The sequence below is a fragment of the Klebsiella sp. DY2415 genome, from assembly GCF_026314315.1.
GTDB classification, from domain to species: Bacteria; Pseudomonadota; Gammaproteobacteria; order Enterobacterales; family Enterobacteriaceae; genus Klebsiella; species Klebsiella ornithinolytica.
The window spans coordinates 3520671-3545839 of sequence record NZ_CP111115.1; the positions used below are offsets into that span (position 1 = coordinate 3520671).

General features: G+C 57.9%; 26 protein-coding genes. 16 read left to right on the forward strand and 10 right to left on the reverse strand.

Going from position 1 to position 25169, the window contains the following annotated elements:
- Nucleotides 1-2: 2 nt before the first annotated feature.
- Entirely contained in the window at nucleotides 3-842 is an 840-nt protein-coding gene (efeU, locus tag OQV00_RS16780; protein WP_004860440.1) for an iron uptake transporter permease EfeU, read from the reverse strand.
- A 273-nt stretch (nucleotides 843-1115) separates the two neighbouring features.
- Between efeU and OQV00_RS16785 the strand changes: the two genes are divergently transcribed.
- The gene (locus tag OQV00_RS16785) at nucleotides 1116-2300 is read left to right on the forward strand and encodes a NupC/NupG family nucleoside CNT transporter (protein WP_004860438.1); all 1185 of its coding nucleotides are present in this window, start codon (nucleotides 1116-1118) and stop codon (nucleotides 2298-2300) included.
- 32 nt (nucleotides 2301-2332) lie between these two features.
- On the opposite strand, the gene OQV00_RS16790 is transcribed toward OQV00_RS16785, so the two are convergent.
- Together OQV00_RS16790 and putP are read right to left on the reverse strand one after the other, a co-directional pair.
- Complete coding sequence (locus OQV00_RS16790; protein WP_004860436.1) at nucleotides 2333-2767, reverse strand: DUF3574 domain-containing protein; 435 nt, start codon at nucleotides 2765-2767, stop codon at nucleotides 2333-2335.
- A 145-nt stretch (nucleotides 2768-2912) separates the two neighbouring features.
- Nucleotides 2913-4421 carry a sodium/proline symporter PutP gene (putP, locus tag OQV00_RS16795; RefSeq protein WP_015584668.1) on the reverse strand — a complete coding sequence of 503 codons (1509 nt, stop codon included), beginning with the start codon at nucleotides 4419-4421 and terminating at the stop codon, nucleotides 2913-2915.
- 425 nt (nucleotides 4422-4846) lie between these two features.
- Between putP and putA the strand changes: the two genes are divergently transcribed.
- A complete protein-coding gene (putA, locus tag OQV00_RS16800) occupies nucleotides 4847-8809 on the forward strand; it encodes a trifunctional transcriptional regulator/proline dehydrogenase/L-glutamate gamma-semialdehyde dehydrogenase (RefSeq protein WP_004860432.1) in 3963 nt (1320 codons plus the stop codon).
- A 101-nt stretch (nucleotides 8810-8910) separates the two neighbouring features.
- Nucleotides 8911-9306, forward strand: coding sequence for a lysozyme inhibitor LprI family protein (locus tag OQV00_RS16805; protein ID WP_004860430.1), 396 nt, complete (start codon nucleotides 8911-8913; stop codon nucleotides 9304-9306).
- Here OQV00_RS16805 and rutR read toward each other — a convergent pair.
- Entirely contained in the window at nucleotides 9303-9941 is a 639-nt protein-coding gene (gene rutR, locus OQV00_RS16810; RefSeq protein WP_004860428.1) for an HTH-type transcriptional regulator RutR, read from the reverse strand. The two genes, OQV00_RS16805 and rutR, sit on opposite strands and share 4 nt — an antisense overlap.
- A gap of 282 nt (nucleotides 9942-10223) precedes the next feature.
- On the opposite strand from rutR, the gene rutA reads away from it, so the two are divergent.
- From rutA to rutG, 7 genes are read left to right on the forward strand one after another with little or no spacing between them, the layout of a single operon-like run.
- Complete coding sequence (rutA, locus tag OQV00_RS16815) at nucleotides 10224-11315, forward strand: pyrimidine utilization protein A (protein ID WP_004860426.1); 1092 nt, start codon at nucleotides 10224-10226, stop codon at nucleotides 11313-11315.
- Nucleotides 11315-12025 carry a pyrimidine utilization protein B gene (rutB, locus tag OQV00_RS16820; protein WP_004860425.1) on the forward strand — a complete coding sequence of 237 codons (711 nt, stop codon included), beginning with the start codon at nucleotides 11315-11317 and terminating at the stop codon, nucleotides 12023-12025. The genes rutA and rutB overlap by 1 nt, the downstream gene beginning before the upstream one ends.
- Complete coding sequence (gene rutC, locus OQV00_RS16825) at nucleotides 12018-12413, forward strand: pyrimidine utilization protein C (protein WP_004860423.1); 396 nt, start codon at nucleotides 12018-12020, stop codon at nucleotides 12411-12413. The genes rutB and rutC overlap by 8 nt, the downstream gene beginning before the upstream one ends.
- Entirely contained in the window at nucleotides 12407-13192 is a 786-nt protein-coding gene (rutD, locus tag OQV00_RS16830; protein ID WP_032724223.1) for a pyrimidine utilization protein D, read from the forward strand. The genes rutC and rutD overlap by 7 nt, the downstream gene beginning before the upstream one ends.
- A gap of 14 nt (nucleotides 13193-13206) precedes the next feature.
- Nucleotides 13207-13797, forward strand: coding sequence for a malonic semialdehyde reductase (locus tag OQV00_RS16835; protein ID WP_004860419.1), 591 nt, complete (start codon nucleotides 13207-13209; stop codon nucleotides 13795-13797).
- A gap of 9 nt (nucleotides 13798-13806) precedes the next feature.
- A complete protein-coding gene (gene rutF / locus OQV00_RS16840) occupies nucleotides 13807-14301 on the forward strand; it encodes an NADH-dependent FMN reductase RutF (RefSeq protein ID WP_004860416.1) in 495 nt (164 codons plus the stop codon).
- A gap of 21 nt (nucleotides 14302-14322) precedes the next feature.
- Entirely contained in the window at nucleotides 14323-15645 is a 1323-nt protein-coding gene (gene rutG, locus OQV00_RS16845) for a pyrimidine utilization transport protein G (protein WP_064357191.1), read from the forward strand.
- Between the two features lie 167 nt (nucleotides 15646-15812).
- Here the strand turns inward: rutG and OQV00_RS16850 are convergent, their stop codons facing one another.
- Nucleotides 15813-15986 (reverse strand): con-10 family general stress protein, encoded by a 174-nt coding sequence (locus tag OQV00_RS16850; RefSeq protein WP_004860412.1) that lies wholly within the window; start codon nucleotides 15984-15986, stop codon nucleotides 15813-15815.
- 382 nt (nucleotides 15987-16368) lie between these two features.
- Between OQV00_RS16850 and wrbA the strand changes: the two genes are divergently transcribed.
- Both wrbA and OQV00_RS16860 read left to right on the forward strand, forming a co-directional pair.
- Nucleotides 16369-16965: an NAD(P)H:quinone oxidoreductase gene (gene wrbA / locus OQV00_RS16855; RefSeq protein ID WP_004860410.1), complete on the forward strand. Its 597-nt coding sequence runs from the start codon at nucleotides 16369-16371 to the stop codon at nucleotides 16963-16965.
- Nucleotides 16966-16985: 20 nt separating this feature from the next.
- The gene (locus OQV00_RS16860) at nucleotides 16986-17213 is read left to right on the forward strand and encodes a YccJ family protein (protein ID WP_004860407.1); all 228 of its coding nucleotides are present in this window, start codon (nucleotides 16986-16988) and stop codon (nucleotides 17211-17213) included.
- Nucleotides 17214-17287: 74 nt separating this feature from the next.
- Here OQV00_RS16860 and agp read toward each other — a convergent pair whose 3' ends face one another.
- Nucleotides 17288-18535, reverse strand: coding sequence for a bifunctional glucose-1-phosphatase/inositol phosphatase (agp, locus tag OQV00_RS16865; RefSeq protein WP_015584674.1), 1248 nt, complete (start codon nucleotides 18533-18535; stop codon nucleotides 17288-17290).
- Nucleotides 18536-18691: 156 nt separating this feature from the next.
- Here agp and OQV00_RS16870 point away from each other — a divergent pair, with 156 nt between their 5' ends.
- Nucleotides 18692-19141 carry a winged helix-turn-helix transcriptional regulator gene (locus OQV00_RS16870; RefSeq protein WP_044350807.1) on the forward strand — a complete coding sequence of 150 codons (450 nt, stop codon included), beginning with the start codon at nucleotides 18692-18694 and terminating at the stop codon, nucleotides 19139-19141.
- Nucleotides 19142-19271: 130 nt separating this feature from the next.
- On the forward strand, nucleotides 19272-20066 hold the full coding sequence (locus OQV00_RS16875; RefSeq protein ID WP_048023077.1) for an SDR family NAD(P)-dependent oxidoreductase: 795 nt from the start codon (nucleotides 19272-19274) through the stop codon (nucleotides 20064-20066).
- Here the strand turns inward: OQV00_RS16875 and OQV00_RS16880 are convergent.
- Nucleotides 20063-20422, reverse strand: coding sequence for a winged helix-turn-helix transcriptional regulator (locus OQV00_RS16880; protein ID WP_004860400.1), 360 nt, complete (start codon nucleotides 20420-20422; stop codon nucleotides 20063-20065). The genes OQV00_RS16875 and OQV00_RS16880 overlap by 4 nt on opposite strands.
- A 100-nt stretch (nucleotides 20423-20522) precedes the next feature.
- Here OQV00_RS16880 and OQV00_RS16885 point away from each other — a divergent pair, with 100 nt between their 5' ends.
- A complete protein-coding gene (locus tag OQV00_RS16885) occupies nucleotides 20523-21272 on the forward strand; it encodes an SDR family oxidoreductase (protein ID WP_004860398.1) in 750 nt (249 codons plus the stop codon).
- A gap of 17 nt (nucleotides 21273-21289) precedes the next feature.
- Here OQV00_RS16885 and OQV00_RS16890 read toward each other — a convergent pair whose 3' ends face one another.
- On the reverse strand, nucleotides 21290-21514 hold the full coding sequence (locus OQV00_RS16890) for a hypothetical protein (protein ID WP_004860396.1): 225 nt from the start codon (nucleotides 21512-21514) through the stop codon (nucleotides 21290-21292).
- Between the two features lie 247 nt (nucleotides 21515-21761).
- On the opposite strand from OQV00_RS16890, the gene OQV00_RS16895 reads away from it, so the two are divergent.
- A complete protein-coding gene (locus OQV00_RS16895) occupies nucleotides 21762-21884 on the forward strand; it encodes a small membrane protein (protein ID WP_004860391.1) in 123 nt (40 codons plus the stop codon).
- Between the two features lie 100 nt (nucleotides 21885-21984).
- On the opposite strand, the gene OQV00_RS16900 is transcribed toward OQV00_RS16895, so the two are convergent.
- Nucleotides 21985-23376 carry an APC family permease gene (locus OQV00_RS16900; RefSeq protein ID WP_004860389.1) on the reverse strand — a complete coding sequence of 464 codons (1392 nt, stop codon included), beginning with the start codon at nucleotides 23374-23376 and terminating at the stop codon, nucleotides 21985-21987.
- Nucleotides 23377-23730: 354 nt separating this feature from the next.
- Nucleotides 23731-25149 (reverse strand): glutamine synthetase family protein, encoded by a 1419-nt coding sequence (locus tag OQV00_RS16905; protein ID WP_004860385.1) that lies wholly within the window; start codon nucleotides 25147-25149, stop codon nucleotides 23731-23733.
- Nucleotides 25150-25169: the final 20 nt, after the last annotated feature.

The window sequence follows — 25169 nt, forward strand, 5'->3', positions numbered from 1 at the left end:
CCCTACTTAAGCGGAGCGGTGCGCGAGGTTGCTGTATTGCTACGCGGCGGCAGCGCAAACAGCACCAGCGCCGGAATCAAATAGATAAAGTAGACCGCCACTTCACTGACGGTAGGCGCCTCCTGGTAACCGAAGATCCCTTCGAGCAGCGTGCCGAAAAGCGTGTGGGTCGACAGCACGCCGCTCAGGTCAAACGCCACGTCCTGGAAGTGGTTCCACAGACCGGCTTCATGGAAGGCGCGAATGGCCCCGGCCGCCAGCCCGGCCGCCACCAGCAGAATGAACAGACTGGTCCATTTGAAGAACACGCCGAGGTTGAGGCGGATCCCGCCCCAGTAAAGCAGAAAGCCGAGGACAATCGCGGTAGCCAGCCCCAGCATCGCCCCGAGCGGCGGCCAAATCCCCACATCCTGCTGGAAGGCCGCCAGCAGGAAGAACACCGACTCCAGCCCTTCCCGCGCGACGGCGAAAAAGACCATCATGATCAGCGCCCAGCCATGATGATTACCGCGCTGCAGCGCATTATCCACCGCCTGTTCCAGCTGCTGTTTCACGTTGCGCGAGACTTTGCGCATCCAGAAGACCATCCAGGTCAGGATGCATACCGCTACCAGTGCCACGATGCCTTCGAACAGCTCCTGTTCCCGCTGGGGAAACTCGCCGGTCGTTTCGTTAATGAAGATCCCCAGGCCCAGGCACAGCGCCGCCGCCAGGATAACGCCAATCCACATGACGCCAATCAAGCTGCCGCGCTGGGTGCGTTTGAGATAGCTGGCAATCAGGCTGACAATCAGCGCCGCCTCCAGCCCTTCGCGTAACATAATGAGAAATGGAACGAACATGCCGACACCCTTCAATGTGAATCGCAGTCAGTGGATGCAAAGATAAGTAAATATTTCTGATAGTGATTATCATTACAATAATCAGAAACACAAGTGAAATGTAGAGAGTTTGGTATCGAGTTGTAAATTAATCGCTTTAAAATAATTACTTAGGGGATTATCTGTCTTCATCGCGGTCAGGCAGCCGGCGCGGCGGTTTTTTCGCTACAGATATTTACCAGGCTGACCGGCTGTGGCTAAATAGCGGCCTTATTGACCTGCGAAAAGAACAACATGACACAATTCTTGCACTTCCTGCTGGCGCTGGCGGTTATTCTCGGCCTTGCCTGGCTTGCCAGCTATGACCGACAAAAAATCCGTGTTCGTTATATTATCCAGTTAATTATCATTGAAATTGCGCTGGCATTCTTTTTTCTGCATGCCGAAAGCGGTCTGTGGATAGTTAAAAATATCTCAAGCTTTTTCACTTCGTTGCTCGGTTTTGCTGCCGAAGGCACCAACTTTGTATTTGGCGGTATGAGCGAAAAAGGAATGGCGTTTATTTTCCTTGGCGTGCTGTGCCCGATTGTCTTTATTTCGGCGCTGATCGGTATTCTTCAGCACTGGCGCATTCTGCCTGTTTTCATCCGTGTGATTGGCACCCTGCTCTCCAAAGTCAACGGCATGGGTAAACTGGAATCCTTCAACGCCGTCAGCTCGCTGATTCTCGGCCAGTCGGAGAACTTTATCGCCTATAAGGGCGTGCTCGGCGACCTCTCCTCACGCCGGCTGTTCACCATGGCAGCCACCGCGATGTCAACGGTATCGCTCTCCATCGTCGGCGCCTATATGAGCATGCTCGATGCAAAATATGTGGTCGCGGCGCTGATCCTTAATATGTTCAGCACCTTTATTGTACTGTCGATTATTAACCCGACGCGTCCGGGTAGCGAAGAAGAGATTAAGCTGGAGAAGCTCCACGAATCACAAAGCTTTTTCGAAATGCTCGGGGAATATATTCTTGCCGGCTTTAAAGTGGCGATGATTATTCTGGCGATGCTGATTGGTTTTATTGCCCTGATCAGCGCCATTAATGCCCTGTTTGCCACGCTATTTGGCCTGAGTTTCCAACAAATTCTCGGCTACGTTTTTTATCCGCTGGCCTGGCTGATTGGTATTCCGCTCAGCGATGCGTTGAGCGCCGGAAGTATTATGGCAACCAAGCTGGTGGCGAATGAGTTCGTGGCGATGATTGAGCTGCAAAAAATTGCCGCCGGCATGACCCCGCGTGGACTGGGTATCCTCTCGGTCTTCCTGGTCTCTTTCGCGAACTTTGCCTCCATCGGCATTATTGCCGGAGCCATTAAAGGACTGAACGAACAGCAGGGGAATATCGTCTCCCGCTTCGGCCTGCGTCTGGTCTACGGCGCCACGTTGGTCAGTCTGCTTTCCGCCAGCTTCGCCGGCCTGGTGCTGTAACAGACAGGGCGGGGAATTTCCCCGCCCTGTTTTCAGAAGTGAACGCAGACCGGCTGGTCAACGCGCATCACCGACTCCTGGGCAAAGCGCGATTTATAGAGGTGACGTAACGCCTCAATCCCCTCTTCGCTGCCACCGTCTTTACCATGAATCAGCATCAGCGCTTTGCTCTGCTCGCGGGCCACGCTGCCGTCATTCCCCAGCCACTGCCCCCGGGCGTCAAACACCGTTAACCCCTCGCGAAAACGCGGCGTGACGTCGCGGTCAACAAACTGCTGCCACTCCTGGGCGGTGATATCTTTACCCGCCGGCCGGCTTAAACCGAAATAGAGCGTGGTCTGCACCATCGCATTCTCTGCCGGGCATACCGCTGCCGTGGGAGTCGGCGGACGCTTCTTCGCCGGCGCCACGCAACCGCCAAGCAGCCCTGCCATCACCAGCACCAGCGCACCCTGTCTGAACGTCATTTTGCTATCCTCATTGTTTTTTGTGCCCCCGATATCAGCGTATTTTCATGGAATTAGCAAGAGGGGGGAGCTGTGGCGGACGCCGGAACTGCTTTCAGCAACAAAAAAGCCCGCTGAGCGCGGGCTTGATTAAGCGGTCCTGAATTTACTCGGCGGTAGCCGGTATCGGCGGAGCCGAATGATAATGGGCGTCCGCTTCGGCAAAGCGTTGCTGCATGGATGTCGACGGGGCTTTGCCCAGCAGGCTGAAGACCACGATGCCCAGGCTGCCGAAGATAAAGCCAGGGATGATTTCATACAGCCCCAGCCAGCCGAACTGTTTCCAGACAATCACCGTCAGCGCGCCAATCACCATCCCGGCCAGCGCCCCGTTACGCGTCATGCGCGACCACATCACCGAGAACAGCACCACCGGACCAAACGCGGCGCCGAAGCCTGCCCAGGCATAGCTCACCAGACCCAGCACACGGTTGTTCGGGTTTGCCGCCAGCGCAATGGCGATCAGCGCCACCACCAGGACCATCGTCCGTCCGACCCACACCAGCTCTTTCTGACCGGCGTTTTTACGCAGAAACGCTTTATACAGGTCTTCGGTAATCGCGCTGGAGCACACCAGCAGCTGGCAGCTCAGGGTGGACATTACCGCCGCCAGAATCGCCGACAGCAGAATACCGGCAATCCACGGGTTAAACAGGATTTGCGCCAGTTCGATAAACACGCGCTCGGAGTTCTGATTCACCGCGCCGGCCAGCGCCGGGTTATTATTGAACCATGCAATACCGAAGAAACCGACCGCCACGGCACCCGCCAGGCAGAGAATCATCCAGGTCATGCTGATACGACGTGCGTGAACGATACTGTGGTGGGAATCCGCCGCCATAAAACGCGCCAGAATATGCGGCTGGCCAAAGTAGCCCAGGCCCCAGCCCATCAGCGAAATAATCGCCACAAAATTCAGTCCTTTGAGCATATCGACGTTTTCAATGCTCTTCTGCTTGATCACTTCCAGCGATTCGCCAAAACCGCCAACGGAAATAATCACCATCACCGGCGTCAGAATCAGCGCGAAAATCATCAGGCTGGCCTGCACGGTATCGGTCCAGCTTACCGCGAGGAATCCGCCGACGAAGGTATACACAATCGTCGCCGCCGCACCGGCCCACAGCGCCGTTTCATAGCTCATGCCAAAGGTGCTTTCAAACAGACGGGCACCGGCGACAATCCCGGAGGCACAATAAATGGTGAAGAACAGCAAAATAACCAGCGCCGAAATAATACGCAGCACACGGCTTTTATCTTCAAAGCGGCCGGTAAAATAATCCGGCAAGGTCAGCGCATTATTATTTACCTCGGTATGAACGCGCAGACGACCGGCGACCAGTTTCCAGTTAATCCATGCGCCGAGCGTCAGACCAATGGCAATCCAGCTCTCAGAAATACCGGAGAGAAATATTGCGCCAGGTAATCCCATCAGCAGCCAGCCGCTCATATCGGAGGCGCCGGCGGAGAGCGCCGTCACAAATGGCCCGAGACTGCGGCCGCCGAGAATATAATCATCAAAGTTTTTCGTCGATCGCCAGGCAATAAAACCGATCAGTACCATGCCAAATATATAAATAGTAAAAGTCACCAACATGGGGGTGCTAATAGCCATGTAAAATCTCCAGATTCTTTTGTCGACAACATCCTGCTTTGTCATTTTATTCCACTACCGGAACGGGGTAATGGCACAATGGTTGTATTGGGCGACCGTATCCTGACGGAAGCGTCGGAATTTCACAAACGATTTAACACAGCATTTACACTACTTTTTGTCCGCACCAAACTTCATTTTGTTATAGGTTGCACTCTCTCACGTTTTTATTGGTTGCACCTTGTAAAACTGTTAACTGACGCATAAAAACACCCTGATGGAGAAAGGTTAATTTCCCGTTACATCCACCATCTCAATTAACAACTCACTCATTTCTCAGCTTGCTACACAGGTCACGATTAACAAGGTTGCACAAAGTTGCAACATAGTGGATATTTTCGCGTAACCGCAAAAAAGAACAACGATTCATAACAGGAGTGATAAGCATGGGCACCACTACCATGGGTGTTAAGCTTGACGACGCGACGCGTGAACGCATCAAGTTCGCCGCGAGCCGTATTGACCGCACGCCGCATTGGCTGATTAAACAGGCCATTTTCAACTATCTGGAAAAGCTGGAAAACGACGAGACGCTGCCCGAGCTGCCGGCCCTGCTTGCCGGCGCCGCCAATGAAAGCGATGACGTCAGCAGCCCGGTCGATGAACCGTGGCAGCCTTTCCTCGATTTTGCCGAGCAGATTCTGCCGCAGTCCGTCACCCGGGCCTCGATTACCGCCGCCTACCGCCGGGCAGAAACCGACGCCGTCCCGATGTTGCTGGAGCAGGCGCGCCTGCCGCAGCCGCTGGCAGACCAGGCGCATAAGCTGGCTTATCAGCTGGCGGAAAAACTGCGTAATCAAAAAACCGCCAGCGGTCGCGCCGGCATGGTGCAGAGTCTGCTGCAGGAGTTTTCGCTCTCTTCACAGGAAGGGGTGGCGCTGATGTGTCTGGCGGAGGCGCTACTGCGTATTCCGGACAAAGCCACCCGCGATGCCCTTATCCGCGACAAAATCAGCAACGGTAACTGGCAGTCGCACATCGGTCGCAGCCCGTCGCTGTTCGTCAATGCGGCAACCTGGGGCCTGCTGTTTACCGGCAAACTGGTCTCAACCCACAACGAAACCAGCCTTTCGCGCTCGCTGAACCGGATTATCGGCAAAAGCGGCGAACCGCTGATTCGCAAAGGCGTCGACATGGCGATGCGTTTGATGGGCGAACAGTTCGTGACCGGCGAAACCATCGCCGAAGCGCTGGCCAACGCCCGCAAGCTGGAAGAGAAAGGGTTCCGTTACTCCTACGATATGCTGGGCGAAGCGGCGCTCACCGCCGCCGATGCTCAGGCCTATATGGTCTCCTACCAGCAGGCGATCCACGCGATCGGCAAAGCCTCTAATGGCCGCGGCATTTATGAAGGCCCGGGGATTTCGATCAAGCTCTCCGCGCTGCACCCGCGCTACAGCCGCGCGCAATACGATCGGGTGATGGATGAACTGTATCCGCGCCTGAAATCATTGACCCTGCTGGCGCGTCAGTACGATATCGGGATTAACATCGATGCCGAAGAGGCCGATCGCCTGGAGATCTCTCTCGACCTGCTGGAGAAGCTGTGCTTTGAACCGGAGCTGGCCGGCTGGAACGGGATCGGCTTCGTCATTCAGGCCTATCAGAAACGCTGCCCGTTCGTCATTGATTCCCTGATCGATCTTGCCACCCGCAGCCGCCGTCGCCTGATGATCCGCCTGGTAAAAGGGGCCTACTGGGATAGCGAAATCAAACGCGCACAGATGGATGGCCTCGAAGGCTATCCGGTCTATACCCGCAAAGTGTATACCGACGTCTCCTACCTCGCCTGCGCGAAAAAGCTGCTGGCGGTGCCGAGCCTGATCTATCCGCAGTTCGCCACCCACAACGCCCACACCCTGGCAGCCATTTATCAGTTGGCCGGGCAGAACTACTATCCGGGCCAGTATGAATTCCAGTGCCTGCACGGCATGGGTGAACCGCTCTACGAACAGGTAGTCGGCAAGGTTGCCGACGGGAAACTGAACCGTCCGTGCCGGATTTATGCGCCGGTCGGGACCCACGAAACGCTGCTGGCATACCTGGTACGCCGCCTGCTGGAAAACGGCGCCAACACCTCCTTTGTTAACCGTATCGCGGATACGACGCTACCGCTGGATGAGCTGGTTGCCGACCCGGTCAGCGCCGTGGAAAAACTGGCTCAGCAGGAGGGTCAGGCCGGTCTGCCCCATCCGAAGATCCCGCTGCCGCGCGATCTGTACGGCAAAGGCCGCAGCAACTCCGCGGGCCTGGATCTGGCCAACGAACATCGTCTGGCCTCCCTCTCCTCCTCTCTGCTAAACAGCGCATTGCACAAATGGCAGGCGCTGCCGGCGCTGGAACATCCGGTCATTGCCGGGGAACTGCAGACGGTAATTAACCCGGCCGAGCCGAAAGATATCGTCGGCCACGTGCGTGAAGCCCGCCCGGAAGAGATTGAACTGGCGCTGACCAGCGCAGTCAATAACGCGCCTATCTGGTTTGCCACCCCGCCGCAGGAGCGAGCGGCGATCCTTGAACGCGCGGCGGTGCTGATGGAAGATCAGATGCAGACGCTGATCGGCATTCTGGTCCGCGAAGCCGGTAAAACCTTCAGCAACGCCATCGCCGAAGTCCGCGAAGCCGTCGATTTCCTCCACTACTATGCCGGTCAGGTGCGCGACGATTTCGATAATGAAACCCACCGTCCGCTGGGACCGGTCGTTTGTATTAGTCCGTGGAACTTCCCGCTGGCGATTTTCACCGGTCAGATTGCCGCCGCGCTGGCCGCCGGTAACAGCGTACTGGCGAAACCCGCCGAACAGACGCCGCTGATTGCCGCTCAGGGCGTGGCAATTCTGCTGGAAGCCGGCGTTCCGCCGGGCGTAATTCAGCTGCTGCCGGGCCGCGGGGAAACCGTCGGCGCCGCGCTGACCACCGACGAACGCGTTCGCGGCGTGATGTTCACAGGCTCAACCGAAGTCGCCACATTGCTGCAACGCAATATCGCCAGCCGCCTGGATGCACAGGGTCGCCCGACGCCGCTTATCGCTGAAACCGGCGGGATGAACGCCATGATCGTCGACTCCTCCGCCCTCACCGAGCAAGTGGTGGTCGACGTGCTGGCCTCGGCGTTTGATAGCGCCGGGCAGCGCTGTTCCGCCCTGCGTATACTCTGCCTGCAGGAAGAGATCGCCGACCATACGCTGACCATGCTGCGCGGCGCGATGGGCGAATGCCGGATGGGCAACCCTGGCCGTCTGACCACCGACATTGGTCCGGTCATCGATGCCGAAGCGAAAGAGAATATTGAACGCCATATTCAGAGCCTGCGCGCCAAGGGCCGCACGGTGTTCCAGGCGGTACGGGAAAACAGCGAGGATGCGCGTGAGTGGCAAAGCGGGACCTTCATTCCGCCGACCCTGATCGAGCTCGAGAGCTTTGATGAGCTGAAAAAAGAGGTCTTTGGCCCGGTGCTGCACGTGGTTCGCTATAACCGTAACGCCCTGGATCAGCTGGTCGAGCAGATTAACGCCTCCGGCTACGGTCTGACCCTCGGCGTCCATACCCGCATCGATGAGACCATCGCTCAGGTCACCGGCAGCGCCAAAGTCGGCAACCTGTACGTTAACCGCAATATGGTTGGCGCCGTGGTCGGCGTGCAGCCGTTTGGCGGCGAAGGTCTGTCGGGGACCGGACCGAAAGCCGGCGGCCCGCTGTATCTGTATCGCCTGCTCTCCAGCCGTCCGCAAAATGCCGTGGGGACCACCCTTGCCCGCCAGGATGCGGAACGTCCGCTGGATGCGCAGCTGAAAACCCTGCTGGAAAAACCGCTGAACGCGCTGCAGCAGTGGGCCGCCGGTCGCCCTGAACTGCAGGCGCTGTGCCAGCAGTACCGTGACCTGGCGCAAGCCGGAACCCAACGTCTGCTGCCGGGCCCGACCGGCGAGCGCAATACCCTGACCTTTATCCCTCGCGACCGCGTACTGTGCGTAGCGGATAACGAGCAGGATGCGCTGATTCAGCTGGCGGCGGTCACCGCGGTCGGCTGTGAAATCCTGTGGCCGGAGAGCGCTCTGCATCGTGAGCTGGCGAAGAAGCTGCCGCGCGAGGTCAGCGAACGTCTCCACTTTGCCAAACCAGAGATGCTGACCGCTCAGGCTTTCGATGCGGTGATCTACCACGGCGACTCCGATCAGCTGCGTGAATTGTGCGAACAGGTGGCGGCACGCGACGGCGCGATTATTTCGGTCCAGGGCTTCGCCCGCGGTGAAACCAACCTGCTGCTGGAACGCCTCTACATTGAACGCTCGCTGAGCGTCAATACCGCGGCGGCAGGCGGTAACGCCAGCCTGATGACCATCGGCTAAGGGTCTGTTCCGACCGGTATCCATGTCGGCTGATGACACCGGACGCCGGCTGTGGTTAATTAAAGCTCCCCGACGGGAGCTTTTTTTATGGGAGTGGACCAATGAAACGAACTTTAGTTGCCCTCGCAGCTCTGCTGGCAAGCGGACATGCGCTGGCGGACGAATGCGCCAACGCCGGCAATCAGGCTGAGATGAACCAGTGTACGGCCGCGCAATATCAGGCGGCCGATAGCAAGCTGAATCAGACTTATCAGGAAGCGTTGAAGCGCGCGGCGGGTAAACAGCAGGAACAGCTGAAAAAAGCGCAGCTGGCGTGGATAGCGCTGCGCGACGCCGACTGCACCTTCCTCGCTTCCGGCGCCGAAGGCGGCAGCGTCCAGCCGATGCTTATTAACCAGTGTATGGCAGACAAAACCGTTGAGCGCGAATCGTTCCTTGCTTCGCTGCTGCAGTGTGAAGATGGCGACCAGAGCTGCCCGCTTCCCCCCGCCAATTAACGTACCCGGATTCCTTCAATGATCATCCGCTGGACGTTGTCTACGGTTTGTTGAAAAAACGCCTCGTCGCGTAACGTTGCGCCGGTGACCGCCTCAATCTGCGTGGCAAAATCGGCGTAATGTTGAGTGGTGGCCCAGATCATGAAGATCAGATGCTGAGGGTCGACCGGCGCCAGTTTCCCGCTATCGACCCAGCCAGAGACAATCGCCGATTTCTCATCAACCAGCGCTTTCAGATCGCCGGTCAGCTCGCCCATCAGCAGCGGCGCGCCCTGTAGCATCTCCAGACAAAACAGCCGGGAGGCCTGCGGATAATCGCGCGACACCTCCAGCTTAAGGCGAATATATTCGCGGATAGCAACCAGCGGGCTGATATCTTCGCGAAACGCCCTCAGCGGCGCCAGCCAGATGGTGAGGATCTGCTGCAGTACGGCGACATACAGCGCCTCTTTCGACGGGTAGTAATAGAGTAGATTGGTTTTCGATACCCCGGCCAACTCTGCAACCTGCTCAAGCCGCGTACCGTGGATACCAAATTGGGAAAATGCGTCCAGCGCAGCGGCCAGGATAGCCTCTTTCTTTGCGCTCACCGCCTGCGAACGCTTCCCGGTTTTTTTCACAGCGCCCTCTGCCATCATCATCTCCTTCTTTCAACGCCATCAGCATAGCAAAAGCCCACCCCTGGCACGACCTTATGCACTCCAATTGCGCATGACTGCCGTTTTTTCGTGCACTCATTTTGACCATTCAGTCCACTTTTATCACGCTCACTTTCAGCAACCAATACGCAACACATTAATAACATTGGTTTTTGCAAAACTGGCATCGCCTTTGCTTTAGCTTTCTGGCGAGGTGACCCAGGAGATGCAGGATGCAGCACCGCGCGCCTTCTTCTTCACGATTGCAGAGAGGTACGTATGAAAATTGGTGTCTTCGTTCCGATTGGTAATAACGGCTGGCTGATTTCAACCCACGCTCCGCAGTACATGCCGACGTTCGAACTGAATAAAGCGATCGTCCAGAAAGCGGAGCATTACCACTTTGATTTTGCGCTGTCGATGATCAAACTGCGCGGTTTCGGCGGCAAAACCGAGTTCTGGGATCACAACCTCGAATCCTTCACCTTAATGGCCGGCCTGGCGGCGGTCACCTCGCGGATCCAGATCTACGCCACCGCCGCGACGCTCACGCTGCCGCCGGCCATTGTCGCTCGTATGGCCTCCACTATCGACGCTATCTCCGGCGGCCGCTTTGGCGTCAATCTGGTGACCGGCTGGCAAAAACCAGAATATGAGCAGATGGGCATCTGGCCCGGCGACGACTACTTCGCCCGTCGCTACGACTATCTCACCGAATATGTCCAGGTGCTGCGCGACCTGTGGGGCACCGGGCGCAGCGACTTTAAAGGCGACTACTTCACGATGAATGACTGCCGCGTCAGCCCGCAGCCGTCGCAGCCGATGAAAGTTATCTGCGCCGGACAGAGCGATGCGGGGATGGCCTTCTCCGCCCAGTATGCCGACTATAACTTCTGCTTCGGCAAAGGGGTCAATACGCCGACCGCCTTTGCGCCGACCGCCGCGCGCATGATGCAGGCGGCGGAAAAGACCGGTCGCGACGTGGGCTCCTATGTGCTGTTCATGGTTATCGCCGATGAAACCGACGAAGCGGCTCGTGCTAAATGGGAGCACTACAAGGCGGGAGCCGATGACGAAGCGCTGGCCTGGCTCACCGAACAAAGCCAGAAAGACACCCGTTCCGGGAGCGATACCAACGTGCGGCAAATGGCCGATCCGACCTCGGCGGTCAATATCAATATGGGCACGCTGGTTGGATCCTACGCCAGCGTCGCCCGTATGCTCGATGACGTCGCCTCCGTACCCGGCACCGACGGCGTACTGCTCACGTTTGATGATTTTCTTTCCGGCATCGATGCCTTTGGCGAGCGCATTCAGCCGCTGATGCGCTGCCGCGACCATATTGCCACCGTTACCCGCGAGGTTGCCTGATGATTACGCTTTCCGCCCGTCCGGAATCCCTGACCTTCCCGGCGCAAAACAGCGCGCTGATCGTCGTCGATATGCAAAACGCCTATGCCAGCCAGGGAGGATATCTCGACCTCGCCGGATTTGACGTCTCCACCACCCGGCCGGTTATCGACAACATTAAAACCGCCGTCGCCGCGGCTCGCGCCGCCGGAATGGCGATCGTCTGGTTCCAGAACGGCTGGGACGAGGAGTATATGGAAGCCGGTGGCCCGGGGTCGCCGAACTACCACAAATCTAACGCCCTGAAGACCATGCGCCGTCGTCCTGAGCTGCAGGGCAAGCTGCTGGCTAAAGGCGGCTGGGATTATCAGCTGGTCGATGAGCTGCAGCCCCTGCCCGGTGATGTGGTGCTGCCGAAACCGCGCTACAGCGGCTTTTTCAACACGCAACTGGACAGTATTTTGCGCAGCCGCGGCATCCGTCACCTGATTTTTACCGGTATCGCCACCAACGTTTGCGTGGAGTCCACCCTGCGCGACGGCTTCTTCCTGGAGTATTTCGGCGTCGTGCTGGAAGACGCCACCCACCAGGCGGGCCCGGCCTTCGCCCAGCAGGCTGCGCTGTTCAATATTGAGACCTTTTTTGGCTGGGTCAGCGATGTCGCCAGCTTCTGCGATGCGCTGGCCCCGGCCGCCGCGCACTCTCTCCCGGAGGAGAAACGTTATGCCTAAACAGGTCATTATTCCGCCCGGCACCACCACGCCGATCGCCCCTTTTGTCCCCGGTACGCTGGCCGATGGCGTGGTTTACGTCTCCGGTACGCTGCCGTTTGATAAACACAATAACGTGGTCTATCTCGATGACCCAAAGGCGCAAACCCGCCACGTTCTCGAAACGATCAAAACGGTGATCGAAACGGCGGGTGGCCGCATGGAGGATGTGACGTTCAACAGCATCTTTATCACCGACTGGAAAAACTACGCCGCGATTAACGAAGTCTATGCCGAGTTCTTCCCCGGGGATAAACCGGCGCGCTTCTGCATCCAGTGCGGACTGGTCAAGCCAGAGGCGCTGGTTGAGATTGCGACCGTCGCCCATATCGGAAAAACCGCATCATGAAACTGAATATCTCCCCGGCCCCCTTTGAGGGCGCACCGACGGTGGTGCTGAGCGCCGGTTTAGGCGGTGCGGGCAGCTACTGGCTCCCGCAGCGCGCGGCGCTGGAACAACGGTATCAGCTGGTGAGCTATGATCAGAACGGCACCGGTGAAAACGCCGGGCCGCTGCCCGCCGGCTACAGCATGGCAACCATGGCGCAGGAGCTCAATCAGGCGCTGCAGGCGGCGGGAATCTCCCGCTTTGCCCTGGTGGGGCACGCCCTCGGTGCGCTGATCGCCCTGCAGCTGGCGTTGGACTTTCCCGACGCGGTCAGCGGCCTGGTGTTGGTCAACGGCTGGCTAACCCTGTCTCCCCACACCCGTCGCTGTTTTCAGGTACGCGAGCGGCTGCTGCACGCCGGCGGCGCCCAGGCGTGGGTTGAGGCGCAGCCTTTGTTCCTCTACCCCGCGGAGTGGATGGCCGCCCGGATGCCAAGGCTGGAAGCGGAAGATGCGCTTGCGCTCAGCCATTTTCAGGGCAAGGAGAATCTGCTCAAGCGGCTGCAGGCGCTGAAGCAGGCCGACTTCACTCGCCGGGCCGCCGCCGTGGCATGCCCGACCCTGATCGTCAGCGCCCATGACGATCTGCTGGTTCCTGCTTCCTGCTCGCGCACGCTACAAGCGGCGATACCGGGTAGCCAGCGGGTCGAGATGGCCTGGGGCGGCCACGCCTGCAACGTGACCGATGCCGACACCTTCAACCCTATTTTATGCAACGGTCTGGCCGCCATGCTGGCCTGATATCAGGAGAATCTATGAGCGAAAGCATTAGCCAAAGCGCGCGCGACAGTCTGTTTACTCACGCCCGTACCCACAACGGCTGGCTGGATAAACCGGTCAGCGATAGCCTGCTGCACGAAATATACGATCTGATGAAAATGGGTCCGACCTCCGCCAACTGCTCCCCCGCGCGGATCCTTTTTGTCCGCACGCCGGAAGGAAAGGAGAAGCTGCGCCCGACGCTCTCCAGCGGCAACCTCGAAAAAACCCTGCGCGCGCCGGTGACCGCCATCGTGGCCTGGGATCGCGCCTTCTACGATCGTCTGCCGACGCTGTTTCCCCACGGCGATGCCCGCAGCTGGTTCACCTCCAGCCCACAGCTGGCGGAAGAGACCGCCTTTCGCAACAGCTCTCTGCAGGCGGCATATCTGATTTTCGCCTGCCGCGCCCTTGGCCTGGATACCGGCCCGATGTCGGGATTTGACCGCGACAAGGTCGATGCGGCGTTCTTTGCCGAAAACGGCTGGAAGAGCAATTTGTTGATCAATATCGGTTACGGCGACGAGACCCGGCTGTACGGTCGTCTGCCGCGCCTGCCCTTCGATGATGCCTGCCAGCTGGCGTAAGGAGCCACTATGTCCGTAGCGGATAAACAGAGTTTTCGTGACGCCATGGCCCAGGTCGGCGCGGCGGTCAACGTCATTACCACCGATGGCCCGGCGGGTCGGGCCGGATTTACCGCCAGCGCGGTCTGTAGCGTGACCGATACGCCCCCCACGCTGCTGGTCTGTCTCAACCGTTCCGCCTCTGTGTGGCCAACCTTCCGCCAGCACCAGGCGCTGTGCGTCAACACCCTGGCGGCTGGCCAGGAGTCGCTCTCCAACGTCTTTGGCGGTAAAACGCCGATGGCGGAGCGTTTCGCTGCCGCCGAATGGCAAACCGGTCTCACCGGCTGCCCGCGGCTGGTGGATGCGCTGGTCAGCTTCGATTGTCGTATCAACCAGATAGTCAGCGTCGGCACCCACGACATTTTGTTCTGTGAAGTGGCCGCCATCGTCAGACATCCAGAGCCGCGCGGGCTGATGTGGTTCGACCGCGGCTACCATACGCTTATGCGTCCAGCCTGTTAACTTCAAACCCGGGATATCATCATGGCACTTTTCGATTTTCCTCGCTGGCAGTTGACCTCCCCTTCCGCCGCGTCCGGCGTGGTGGCCCCCGATGAACGCCTCTCCGTCGGACAAACGATGGTCATGGGCGTCCAGCACGCGGTCGCCATGTTTGGCGCCACGGTGCTGATGCCCATCCTGATGGGGCTGGATCCTAACCTGGCGATTTTATTGTCCGGTATCGGCACGCTACTGTTTTTCCTCGTGACCGGCGGCCGGGTGCCAAGCTACCTGGGCTCCAGCGCCGCCTTCATCGGCGTGGTTATCGCCGTCACCGGCTTTAATGGGCAGGGACTCAATCCGCACCTTAGCGTCGCCCTCGGGGGGATTATCGCCTGCGGCCTGGTCTACACCCTGATTGGCGTCGTGGTGATGAAAATCGGTACCCGCTGGATTGAACGACTGATGCCGCCGGTAGTGACCGGCGCGGTGGTAATGGCCATTGGGCTCAATCTCGCCCCTATCGCCGTGCACAGCGTCTCCGCCTCCGCCTTCGATGGCTGGATGGCGGTGCTGACCGTACTCTGTATCGGACTGGTGGCGGTTTTTACCCGCGGGATGATCCAGCGGCTGCTGATTCTCGTTGGCCTGATCGTCGCCTGCGGGCTGTACGCGCTGCTGGCGAATCTCCTCGGGCTGGGTAAACCGCTCGACTTTACCTTACTCCACCAGGCGGCGTGGTTCGGGCTGCCGCACTTTACCGCCCCGACCTTTGACGGTCAGGCAATGATGCTGATAGCCCCGGTGGCGGTGATTCTGGTGGCGGAAAACCTGGGGCATCTGAAAGCGGTCGCCGGAATGACCGGACGCAATATGGATCCTTATATGGGACGGGCGTTCGTCGGTGACGGGCTGGCGACGATGCTCTCCGGCGCGGTTGGCGGCAGCGGCGTGACCACCTATGCCGAAAATATCGGCGTGATGGCGGTGACCAAAGTCTATTCCACCCTGGTGTTCGTAGCCGCCGCGCTGATTGCCATTTTACTCGGCTTTTCACCGAAGTTTGGCGCGTTAATCCACACCATTCCCGGGCCGGTTATCGGCGGCGCGTCGATCGTGGTGTTTGGCTTGATTGCGGTCGCCGGCGCCCGTATCTGGGTGCAGAATCGGGTTGATCTGAGTCAGAACAGCAATCTGATCATGGTGGCGGTCACGCTGGTGCTCGGTGCCGGCGATTTTGCCCTGTCGCTGGGCGGGTTTACCCTTGGCGGGATCGGAACGGCCACCTTCGGCGCCATTTTACTTCACGCGCTGCTTAACCGCCGCGCACGTGAAGCAGAACAGCCCGGCGTCACCCCCGTTTAAATCGCAGCGCTTACGGGCGGCGAAGAGGGTGTCGCCCCACCCTCTAATGCGCTGCCAGCAGGCTCTCGCGATGGGCAATAAAAACCGCCGGCGAATGCCGGCGGCGAGGAGAATGTGGCTGGCGCCGAGGAGAGGATAGCCACATCGAACACAGTCAGCCGCGCCGATCAGCTATGACGATTGCCGTGACTGTTTTTCCCCCCTTTTTTGCCTGCTTCCGAGGCGCGCTGGGGATCGTTTTTGAAGTTCCCCCCGCTATGCTGGCCACCCTTACGACCTGCTTCTGATGCTCTTTCACGATCCTCAGCAAAATTGCCGGAACCGCCACGATGGTTTGCCATCACTGACCTCCACTTGGTTAGACATCATCTTGCATTGCGTACAATACGAGGCCGCGACTCAGCGGCATATGGCATGGCCATTTTTCGTATTGCGTGCTGTTAAGCGTAGTGAATGAAACTCATTCACCAGGTAAATAGTAACATTCTGTAATAATTTGACGCCCGCAACGGATTTACCGCCGTCCGCGTCGCGCTAAGCGTCTCTTATGGCTGATGAAAAGCGGGCGGATAAAGATGTTTCTTTTTGCGACAAACGCGTTCTTTGCAATTTTGTTATAAATCAAATAAATGATTGTTAGATTTGCACTCTTAGCCAGAGGCCTTATCTTTAAAGGTAGCCAGTCGTTTGGCTGGTCTCAAACGCAACCGAGGAGTGATGCAAATGGCTAAAATTCTGGTGCTTTATTATTCAATGTATGGACACATCGAAACCATGGCTCATGCCGTCGCCGAAGGGGCGAACAAAGTAGACGGCGTTGAGGTGGTCGTGAAGCGCGTGCCGGAAACTATGCAAGCTGAGGCGTTCGCCAAAGCAGGCGGGAAAACGCAAAATGCGCCCGTCGCCACGCCGCAGGAACTGGCAGAGTATGATGCTATCATCTTTGGTACCCCCACCCGCTTCGGCAATATGTCCGGGCAAATGCGCACCTTCCTCGATCAGACCGGCGGCCTGTGGGCATCGGGCGCACTGTACGGCAAACTGGCCAGCGTCTTTAGCTCTACCGGTACCGGCGGCGGACAAGAGCAGACCATTACCTCTACCTGGACAACGCTTGCCCACCATGGGATGGTGATTGTCCCTATCGGCTACGGTGCCCAGGAGCTTTTTGATGTGTCGGCGGTGCGCGGCGGCACACCGTATGGCGCAACCACTATCGCCGGCGGCGATGGTTCCCGTCAGCCAAGTCAGGAAGAGCTGGCGATCGCCCGCTATCAGGGTGAACATGTCGCAGGACTGGCAGTTAAACTACACGGCTAACCTTCAGCAGGAGGATTTGCATGCCAACTCAAGAAGCGAAAGCCCACCACGTGGGTGAATGGGCAAGTTTACGAAATACCTCTTTAGAGATCGCCGAAGCGATTTTTGAATTAGCCAAATACGATGAGAAGTTAGCAGAAAAAATCTGGGAAGAAGGCAGCGATGAAGTGCTCTCTTTGGCCTTCGCGAAAACGGATAAAGACGCCCTTTTCTGGGGTGAGCAAACCATCGAGCGCAAAAACGTATAACCCGAAGCGCCCGGCGCACGATCGGGCCAACAAAACAAAACCCGGACCGACCAGCCATGGCCGGTCCGTTTTTTCTATTTCGCCGCGTCGTTCATCACCTGCTTAAAGGTCTCCATCGGACAGAAGCCGTTGGCATCCACCGGGCAGCCGTTCAGCGCCAGGGTCACGCGCTGCGGCGGGGATTGCAGGGTTAAGGTTTCGGTATTGCGCAGCTGCGCCGTGCTTTGATACACATACTCAATTTTCATCAGCTCGCGGTTAGCGCCGCTATCATGCCAGCGCTGGAAAACGATCTTCCCGCCGATCGGGGTGCGTTCATACTGGTCATGCAGCTGATAAGGTCTGAAGTCTAATGCCGTCAGCAGTGAGGCAATATTGGAATCGTGCCCCACCAGCAGCGTCACTTTCGCCGCCTGAGCGGGATCGCTGACCAGCGCTTTATCGATATATTTCACCAGCGGTTTAGCCACGTTGCGCGCCACTTCCGCCGAGGTGAACAGGCTATCCTGATAGCCGTTTTTCAGCTTCGATAACACCTGCCACTGTTTGTCGGTTTTTATCTCACCCCACGCCACCTGATCCAGCGGATACCCTTCGTAATACTGCAGCGTGAAGGCATCAACCAGCGAATTACCCACCTTTAACGGCCCGGAAACACCCGGTTCCTGCTGATATTTTGCGCTGAAGGTATCTTTGCCGTCGCTCAGCGAGCACTGCTGCTTCTCTTTACAGGAGGGTGAATTTTGATAGTCCGTCATCACTTCGAGTAGCTTGTAGCTGTCGGCCAGCTGCATTGTCTGCCGCTCTTTTTCCATCGCCTGTACGGCTTTTTCGCTAAAGGCGGCAGAATCGTCGGTAATCACCGGGTTAAACGTCGGGTCCATGGTGCCCATTTGCGGCTGGTGATGAACCGTGACTCCACAGCCGGGGAAGGCGCCGGTTATAAAGAACTGCGCGGTCGCCACGGTACGTTGCAGACTGTTGGCGTAAGCGTAAACGGTATTCTCCGGCGGACACTCACCGCGGGTGACCAGCCCCTGCTGCGCCAGCCATTCACGCATATAGTGCCCCATATAGACCTCAAGCACTCCGCCCTTCGTGGTCAGCTGACCGCCGGGCACATCCCACTCCGGCCATGATTTCGGCGTTGACTGCTCCAGCACGCTGCCGTTGTTGGCCAGCGGCGCGCGCAGGTTGTGGCGACTCATGATCAACACCTGCTGTAGCTGATAGCCCTGCGGTGCCGTCTGTTCCTCAGCCTGGGCAGCCGTCGATAACAATACGGCGCCGGCCACGACGCTGGCGAGTAGACTCTTTTGCATCCCTTAATCCTCAGTCAGTGATTATCATCGCTTACATTGTGACAAATTGATGACATTTTTCCGCACGACGGCTCGCAAACTGACGCAACGGGAGAAACTTTTCTCAGCCCGGGGAAATAGTTTTATAATAAAACAACTGAAGCCACAGGAGCTCTCGTGAAACGTACCCGTCTGGAAAACAGCAGTTGCCCTATTGCCCGCTCACTTGACGTCATTGGCGACTGGTGGTCGCTACTCATTGTCCGCGATGCCCTGGGGGGGACCCGGCGCTTCAGCGAATTTCAAAAGCACCTTGGCATTGCTAAGAACATGCTCGCCGGGCGGCTAAAAATGCTGGTGGATGAAGGTATTCTCACGATGCAGCCCGCTTCAGACGGTAGCGCATGGCTGGAGTACGTGCTTACCGAAAAGGGGCGTGGGCTGCAAACTGTGCTGGTGGCGCTGGCGCAATGGGCCGACGAGTATCTGTTGACGCCCGACGAACCCGCCACCGTATTGATTGATAATCTCACGCGCCAGCCGCTGCGCAAACTGGTGCTGCAGGCCGCCGATGGCCGGACGCTCAGACCCGATGACATCACCACCAGGCTACCTGTAACAGACTGATTTTAATTATTATTCTGTTTTAATCATTTCTCATAATAAAATAATCCTTACATATTGGTTGCATTATTAAACCATTTAACTCATGCTGAATTTGGTTTAATAATGCAACTATATTACTTGAGGTAACGCCATGACGACCCCTTCCCAAACCGCGTTAATTACCGGCGCATCTTCCGGCATCGGCGCCCTGTATGCCGAACGTCTCGCCGCGCGCGGCTATCACCTGATTCTGGTCGCACGCCGTGAAGAACGTTTGCAGGCCCTCGCCGAGGAGCTGCAACGCCAGTATGGCATTCGGGCCGACGTGCTAAAGGCAGACCTGAGCGAAGAAAGCGGTATCCGCGCCGTTGAAGCGCGCCTGCAGTCGGATCCGACGATTGCGCTGGTGATTAACAACGCCGGCACGGCGAAAATGGGAGGATTGCTGAGCGCGGATGTGCGCGAGCATCAGATGATTCATACCCTGAATACCACCGCTCTGCTGCGCCTGAGCTATGCTGCATTGGCTGCCTTCAGCCCCCGAGGTCAGGGGACGCTGATCAATATCGCCTCAATCCTTGCGCTGCATGCGCTACCGGGCAGCGCCGTCTACAGCGCCAGCAAAGCGTGGGTGCTGAGCTTTACCCGCGCGCTTCAGGAAGAGTTTGCCGACAGCGGTGTGCGTATTCAGGCGGTGCTTCCGGCGGCAACCGCGACGGATCTGTGGCCCACCTCCGGCGTCGCTCTTGACGCCCTGCCGGCAGGATCGGTGATGACGACGGAAGATCTGGTGGACGCGGCGCTGAGCGGCCTCGATCAGGGCGAGAATATCACCCTGCCGCCGGTTCACGATCTGGCGCTGTGGACCCATTTCGACCAGGCGAGACTCGCGCTGTTCGGCAGTGCACGCACCGGCCAACCGGCGCCGCGCTATCGCCGGGCTTAACGTTTGAGCAGGTGGCCGTGCTGACTCATCCACTCCGCCAGCGGCTGAAGCGCACTGCGCATCGACAGCCCCAGGGCAGTTATCTGATATTCAACGCGGGGGGGTATTTCGGGATAGACGCAGCGCGACACCAGCCCGCGCTGCTCGAACAGCCGCAGCTGGCGGGTCAGCTCTTTTTGCGTAATCGGCGCCGCCGCGCGCAGCAGCTCGCCGAAGCGCACCGGCGCATTTAGGACAATCAGCCGGTAGAGAATCGGGATCGCCCACTTCCCGGCAATCAGATTCACAAAATCGGTCATCGGGCACGCATGCTGCACAAAATTATTTTCCCCGACGCGCGCCGCTCTCTTCGCCATAGCACACCTTTCGCCTCATTAGTATCCAATTGGTACCTGGTATCCTTTGGATACTAAAGCTTTTATAGTCCCTTTTCCAGAGCACAGTCAGGAGAAGATAATGGGACGTTTAGCAGGAAAATATGCGCTGATCACCGGCGGCACCAGCGGGATTGGTCTCGCGACGGCGCAGACGTTTATCGCCGAAGGGGCGCAGGTGGCGGTGACCGGGCGTAATCCGCTCGCCCTTGAGCAGGCGCAGGCGCTATTGGGTGACAATGGCTGGGTCATCGCCGCCGATTCCGGCGACGCCGCCGGGCAGCGCCAGCTGGCCGCAACCCTCGCCGACCGCTGGCCGCAGCTGGATGTGGTATTCGTCAACGCCGGTGATGTCACCCACGCCCCCTTCGGCGACTGGCGCGAAGCGGAGTGGGATCGATTGATGAATATCAACCTGAAAGGGCCGTTCTTCTTGCTGCAGGCGCTGCTGCCGCTGCTCGCCAACCCGGCGTCGGTCATTCTTTGCGGATCGGTCAGCGCCCACATCGGCCTGCCCACCAGCAGCGCCTATGCCGCCAGTAAAGCCGGGCTGCTGTCGCTGGCGCGCACCCTGTCGGCGGAGCTGCTGCCGCGCGGGATCCGGGTGAATGGCCTGAGTCCGGGACCGGTGCGCACCCCGGCGCTGGATAAGCTGGGCCTCAGCGCCCAGGCCTTGAGCGACCTGCAGGAGGAGATCAAAAACCTGGTGCCGCTGGGACGGATGGGCACGCCGCAGGAACTGGCCAACGCCGCTCTGTATCTGGCATCGGATGAGTCCAGCTACGTCCTCGGCAGCGAACTGCGGGTGGATGGCGGCACGGGAAATCTCTGACCCGGCGGCGGCGTGGGTTACTCCGGTAGCGGTACCGCCGCCAGCGTGCAGATCGCCTGATGTTCGCCGCCGCGGCGATCGACCATCACTACTTTGTCCCCCGCTTTTTTGCCTTCACAGGGTTTTAGCACCTGATCCATGATGCGTTCGCGGGTTTGCTGGCGATCTGACTCCGCTGCGCCGGCAAATGAAGTCAGGATAAGAGTCAGCCCAACCAGGCCGACGATATGTTGATTACGCATGCATTACTCTCAGATAATTCTTACTCAAATGCAGGGTATCAGCCCGCGGGCTGTACGTCTGTAAAATCACTTAACGGAGTGTTACCCGACCGACGAAACGGCGCTTCAGACCGGTCAGCATGATTTTATCATCCTGATTTTTTTCGATTTTAACCGAAAAACGAGTCATATTTCGGACACATCCTGATGCTATCTTACACGTAACTTAATAGAGTTCATGGTTTTCAACTCAAGCCCAGGATCGCTTATGTCCGGTATTATTCTCATTGTTGTCGCGGTCATTTTGCTGGGAGTGGCGATTTACAGTCTGGTGTCATACGTCAAAGAACGCCGCGCCAGCCAGCTCCCGACCCATAAGAAGAAAAAATAGCCCCTCTCGATATACCACGTTGCGCCACGACGCATCATAGAAGAATAAAAGCAGGCGTTATGCCTGCTTTTATTCTTTACTTCCTGTTCAGTCTGAACGGTTACGACTCCCAGGCCTGCTCCGCTTTGCGGCCATCGAACTGCGGCGGAGGCTGACGGAAGCGACGGGTCAACCAGGTCAGATACAGCAGCCCTACCGCCGCCCACACCAGACCGAGGGTCAATGATGTTGCCTCCAGGTTAACCCACAGCACCGCCACCGTCGCCGCGCCAATCAGCGGTAGAATCAGGTAGTGCACACGATCCTTCCACGTTTTGTTATAGCCTTTACGCCGCCAGAAGTGGTTGAACACCGACAGGTTGACGAAGGTAAACGCCACCAGCGCGCCAAAGTTAATCAGCGCCGTCGCGGTCACCAGATCAAAGAACAGCGCCGACATCGCCACCACGCCCACCATCAGCACGTTGAGGGCCGGAGTCCGCCATTTCGGATGCACATAGCCAAAAATACGCTCCGGAAAGACGTTATCGCGCCCCATGACGTACAGCAGGCGGGAGACGCTGGCGTGTGAGGCCAGACCCGAGGCCAGCGTGTTGACGAAGGTGGTGCAGAGGAAAATCGACTGGAACAGTTTTCCGCCAACGTACAGCGCAATTTCCGGCAGCGCCGCATCCGGATCCTTAAAGCGGCTGATATCGGGGAAAAAGAGCTGCATAAAGAAGGAGGCGACGATAAAGATAATCCCGCCATAGACCGCCGTCAGGAAAATGGCTTTCGGAATGGTGCGCGCGGCATCCGGCGTCTCTTCCGATAGCGTGGTGACCGCATCAAAACCGAGGAACGAGAAACAGACAATCGTCGCCCCGGTGATAATCGGAATCAGATGGGCATTCTGGCTGATGAACGGTTGCAGCGACCAGACGGTCCCGACCCCTTCTCCCTTATGTAATCCCTGCACCACCAGGAAGATAAAGACCACCATGATCGCAATCTGCACCAGCACAAACAGCGTATTGAAGTTGGCCACCAGATTGACGCTTTTAAGATTCGCCGCGGTCAGAATCGCGACAAAACCTACCACCCAGATCCACGGCGGCACCTCCGGGAACAGCGCCGACAGATAAATCTTCGCCAGCAGCACGTTGATCATCGGTAAGAAAAGATAATCCAGCAGCGACGACCAGCCCACCATAAAGCCCACGTGCGGACTGATCGACTTCTGCGCATAGGTATACGCCGACCCCGCTTCGGGGAACTGACGGACCAGCTTGCCATAGCTAATAGCGGTGAACAGCACCCCAGCCAACGCCAGAATATAGGAGGCCGGCACGTGGCCATTGCTGATACCCGACACAATACCAAACGTATCAAATACCGACATCGGCGTGAGATAGGCCAGCCCCATAACCACCACCTGCCAGAGCTTGAGCGACTTGCGCAGACGAGGTTTTCCCGCCTCGGATGAGATGTCGAGAGAAGCGTTAGCAGCCATAGTCATACCCCCCCATGTAAACGTGGGTTTGTAGGCGCAATGACCGGGTAACAAACCTGCTTAGCAAGGGGGTAAGGCATAAATAATCGGTTAAAACGTATCGACTTACGGCGGTTAATTCTGTGTTATTGCGGCCTTCATGGCCCCCTTCTCCCTGCGGATATTTGAACATCGGCGTCATCTCTTACCTCGTCACACACTGTGTCGTTAACTGAAGCCCCGTTATCGCCTGCGCTCCTTTACGCGACATCCGGGAAATGGCTGGACTCCCAGCAAAAACGTCCGACCAGGCTCCGCTCAGGCCGTATGATGCTACTTGTCGATCAAATCTACAGGCCCCTTGCGGGGCGACAATCAGGCGTTTTTCAACATCCACTCAATTTCTGTTTCTGTGATAAGACGCTCAAATTGCAGTAATTCGTCATGTTTACAGGCGTGGTAAACGTGGCAGAAACGTTCACCCAGGCGCTCGCGCAGGCTATCGTTTTGCATAAACTCCCACAGCGCATCGCTTTGACGGATCGGGAACGGCAGCCCTTCCTGCTCCAGGCCGTTGCCTTCCACCTCTTCCTGCAACGGCAGCGTATTGTCCAGACCGTGCAAAATGCCGGCAAAAATTGCCGCCATCACCAGATACGGGTTGGCGTCGGCCCCCGCCACGCGATACTCCACGCGGTGATTCTGGCGGTCGCCGCAGGGGATCCGCAGCGCCACCGTCCGGTTGTTATGCCCCCAGGAGGCCTGCGTCGGCACATACATACCTGGCTGGAAGCGGCGGTATGAGTTGACGTTTGGCGCCAGCAGCGCCATCGACGCCGGCATCAGGTCAATCATCCCGGCGAGCGCGCGTTTCAACAGCGCAGAATCTTCGCCATTGGCATCCGCGAGGACGTTTTCACCCTTGTTGTTTTGCATGCTGATATGGATATGCATCCCGCTACCGGCATGCTCTTCATAAGGCTTGGCCATAAAAGTGGCATGCATCTTATGCTTCTCGGCCATCAAACGCACGAGGCGTTTTAACGCCAGCGCATCATCGCAGGCATCCAGCACGTTATCGGTATGATGAAGGTTGATTTCGAACTGACCCGGCGACGCTTCCGCCACCGCGCCATCGGCCGGAATCAGCTGCAGCTGGGCCAGCTCATCAATATCGTTGAGCACGTCGGCGAAGTGGTTGAGGTTATCCACGGAATAGACCTGGCTTTGGGTGTTGCGATCGCCGGTACCCGGCGCGCAAGGCGGCTGGAGATAGCCTTCAGCATCGCGTTTACGATCGAGTAAATAGAACTCCAGCTCTACCGCTACCACGGGGAACAACCCACGCTGGCGCAGCTGCTGCCAGAGTCGATTGAGAACGTTCCGCGGCTCAACGTCAAAGGGAGCGCCATCTTCATCAACCATGGTCAGCTGCAGCTGCGCGATAAATGCCGGGTCGGCAGCAGAAGGCGTTAAGGTACCCGGTACCGGTACGCAGGTGCAGTCCGGTTCCCCCATCTCCTGGCCGAGACCGGCCTCTTCTACCACATTTCCCAGAATATCCATGGCAAAAACGGAGGCCGGGAAGTAGCACCCTTTTTCCAGTTTGCTCAGGCTGGAGACCGGGATGCGCTTCCCGCGGAAACAGCCGTTCAGATCGGTCAGCAGCACATCGACATACTGCGTATTCGGATACTGCTCAAGGTAGCGCTTCACTTCCCAGGTGAATGCGCTGCCCCGTCTCTCTTCTGACTGCTGAACAAAATTCTCAACTTCTACAATATTGGTTTCCATCATTCACCGCCGTTGTGTTG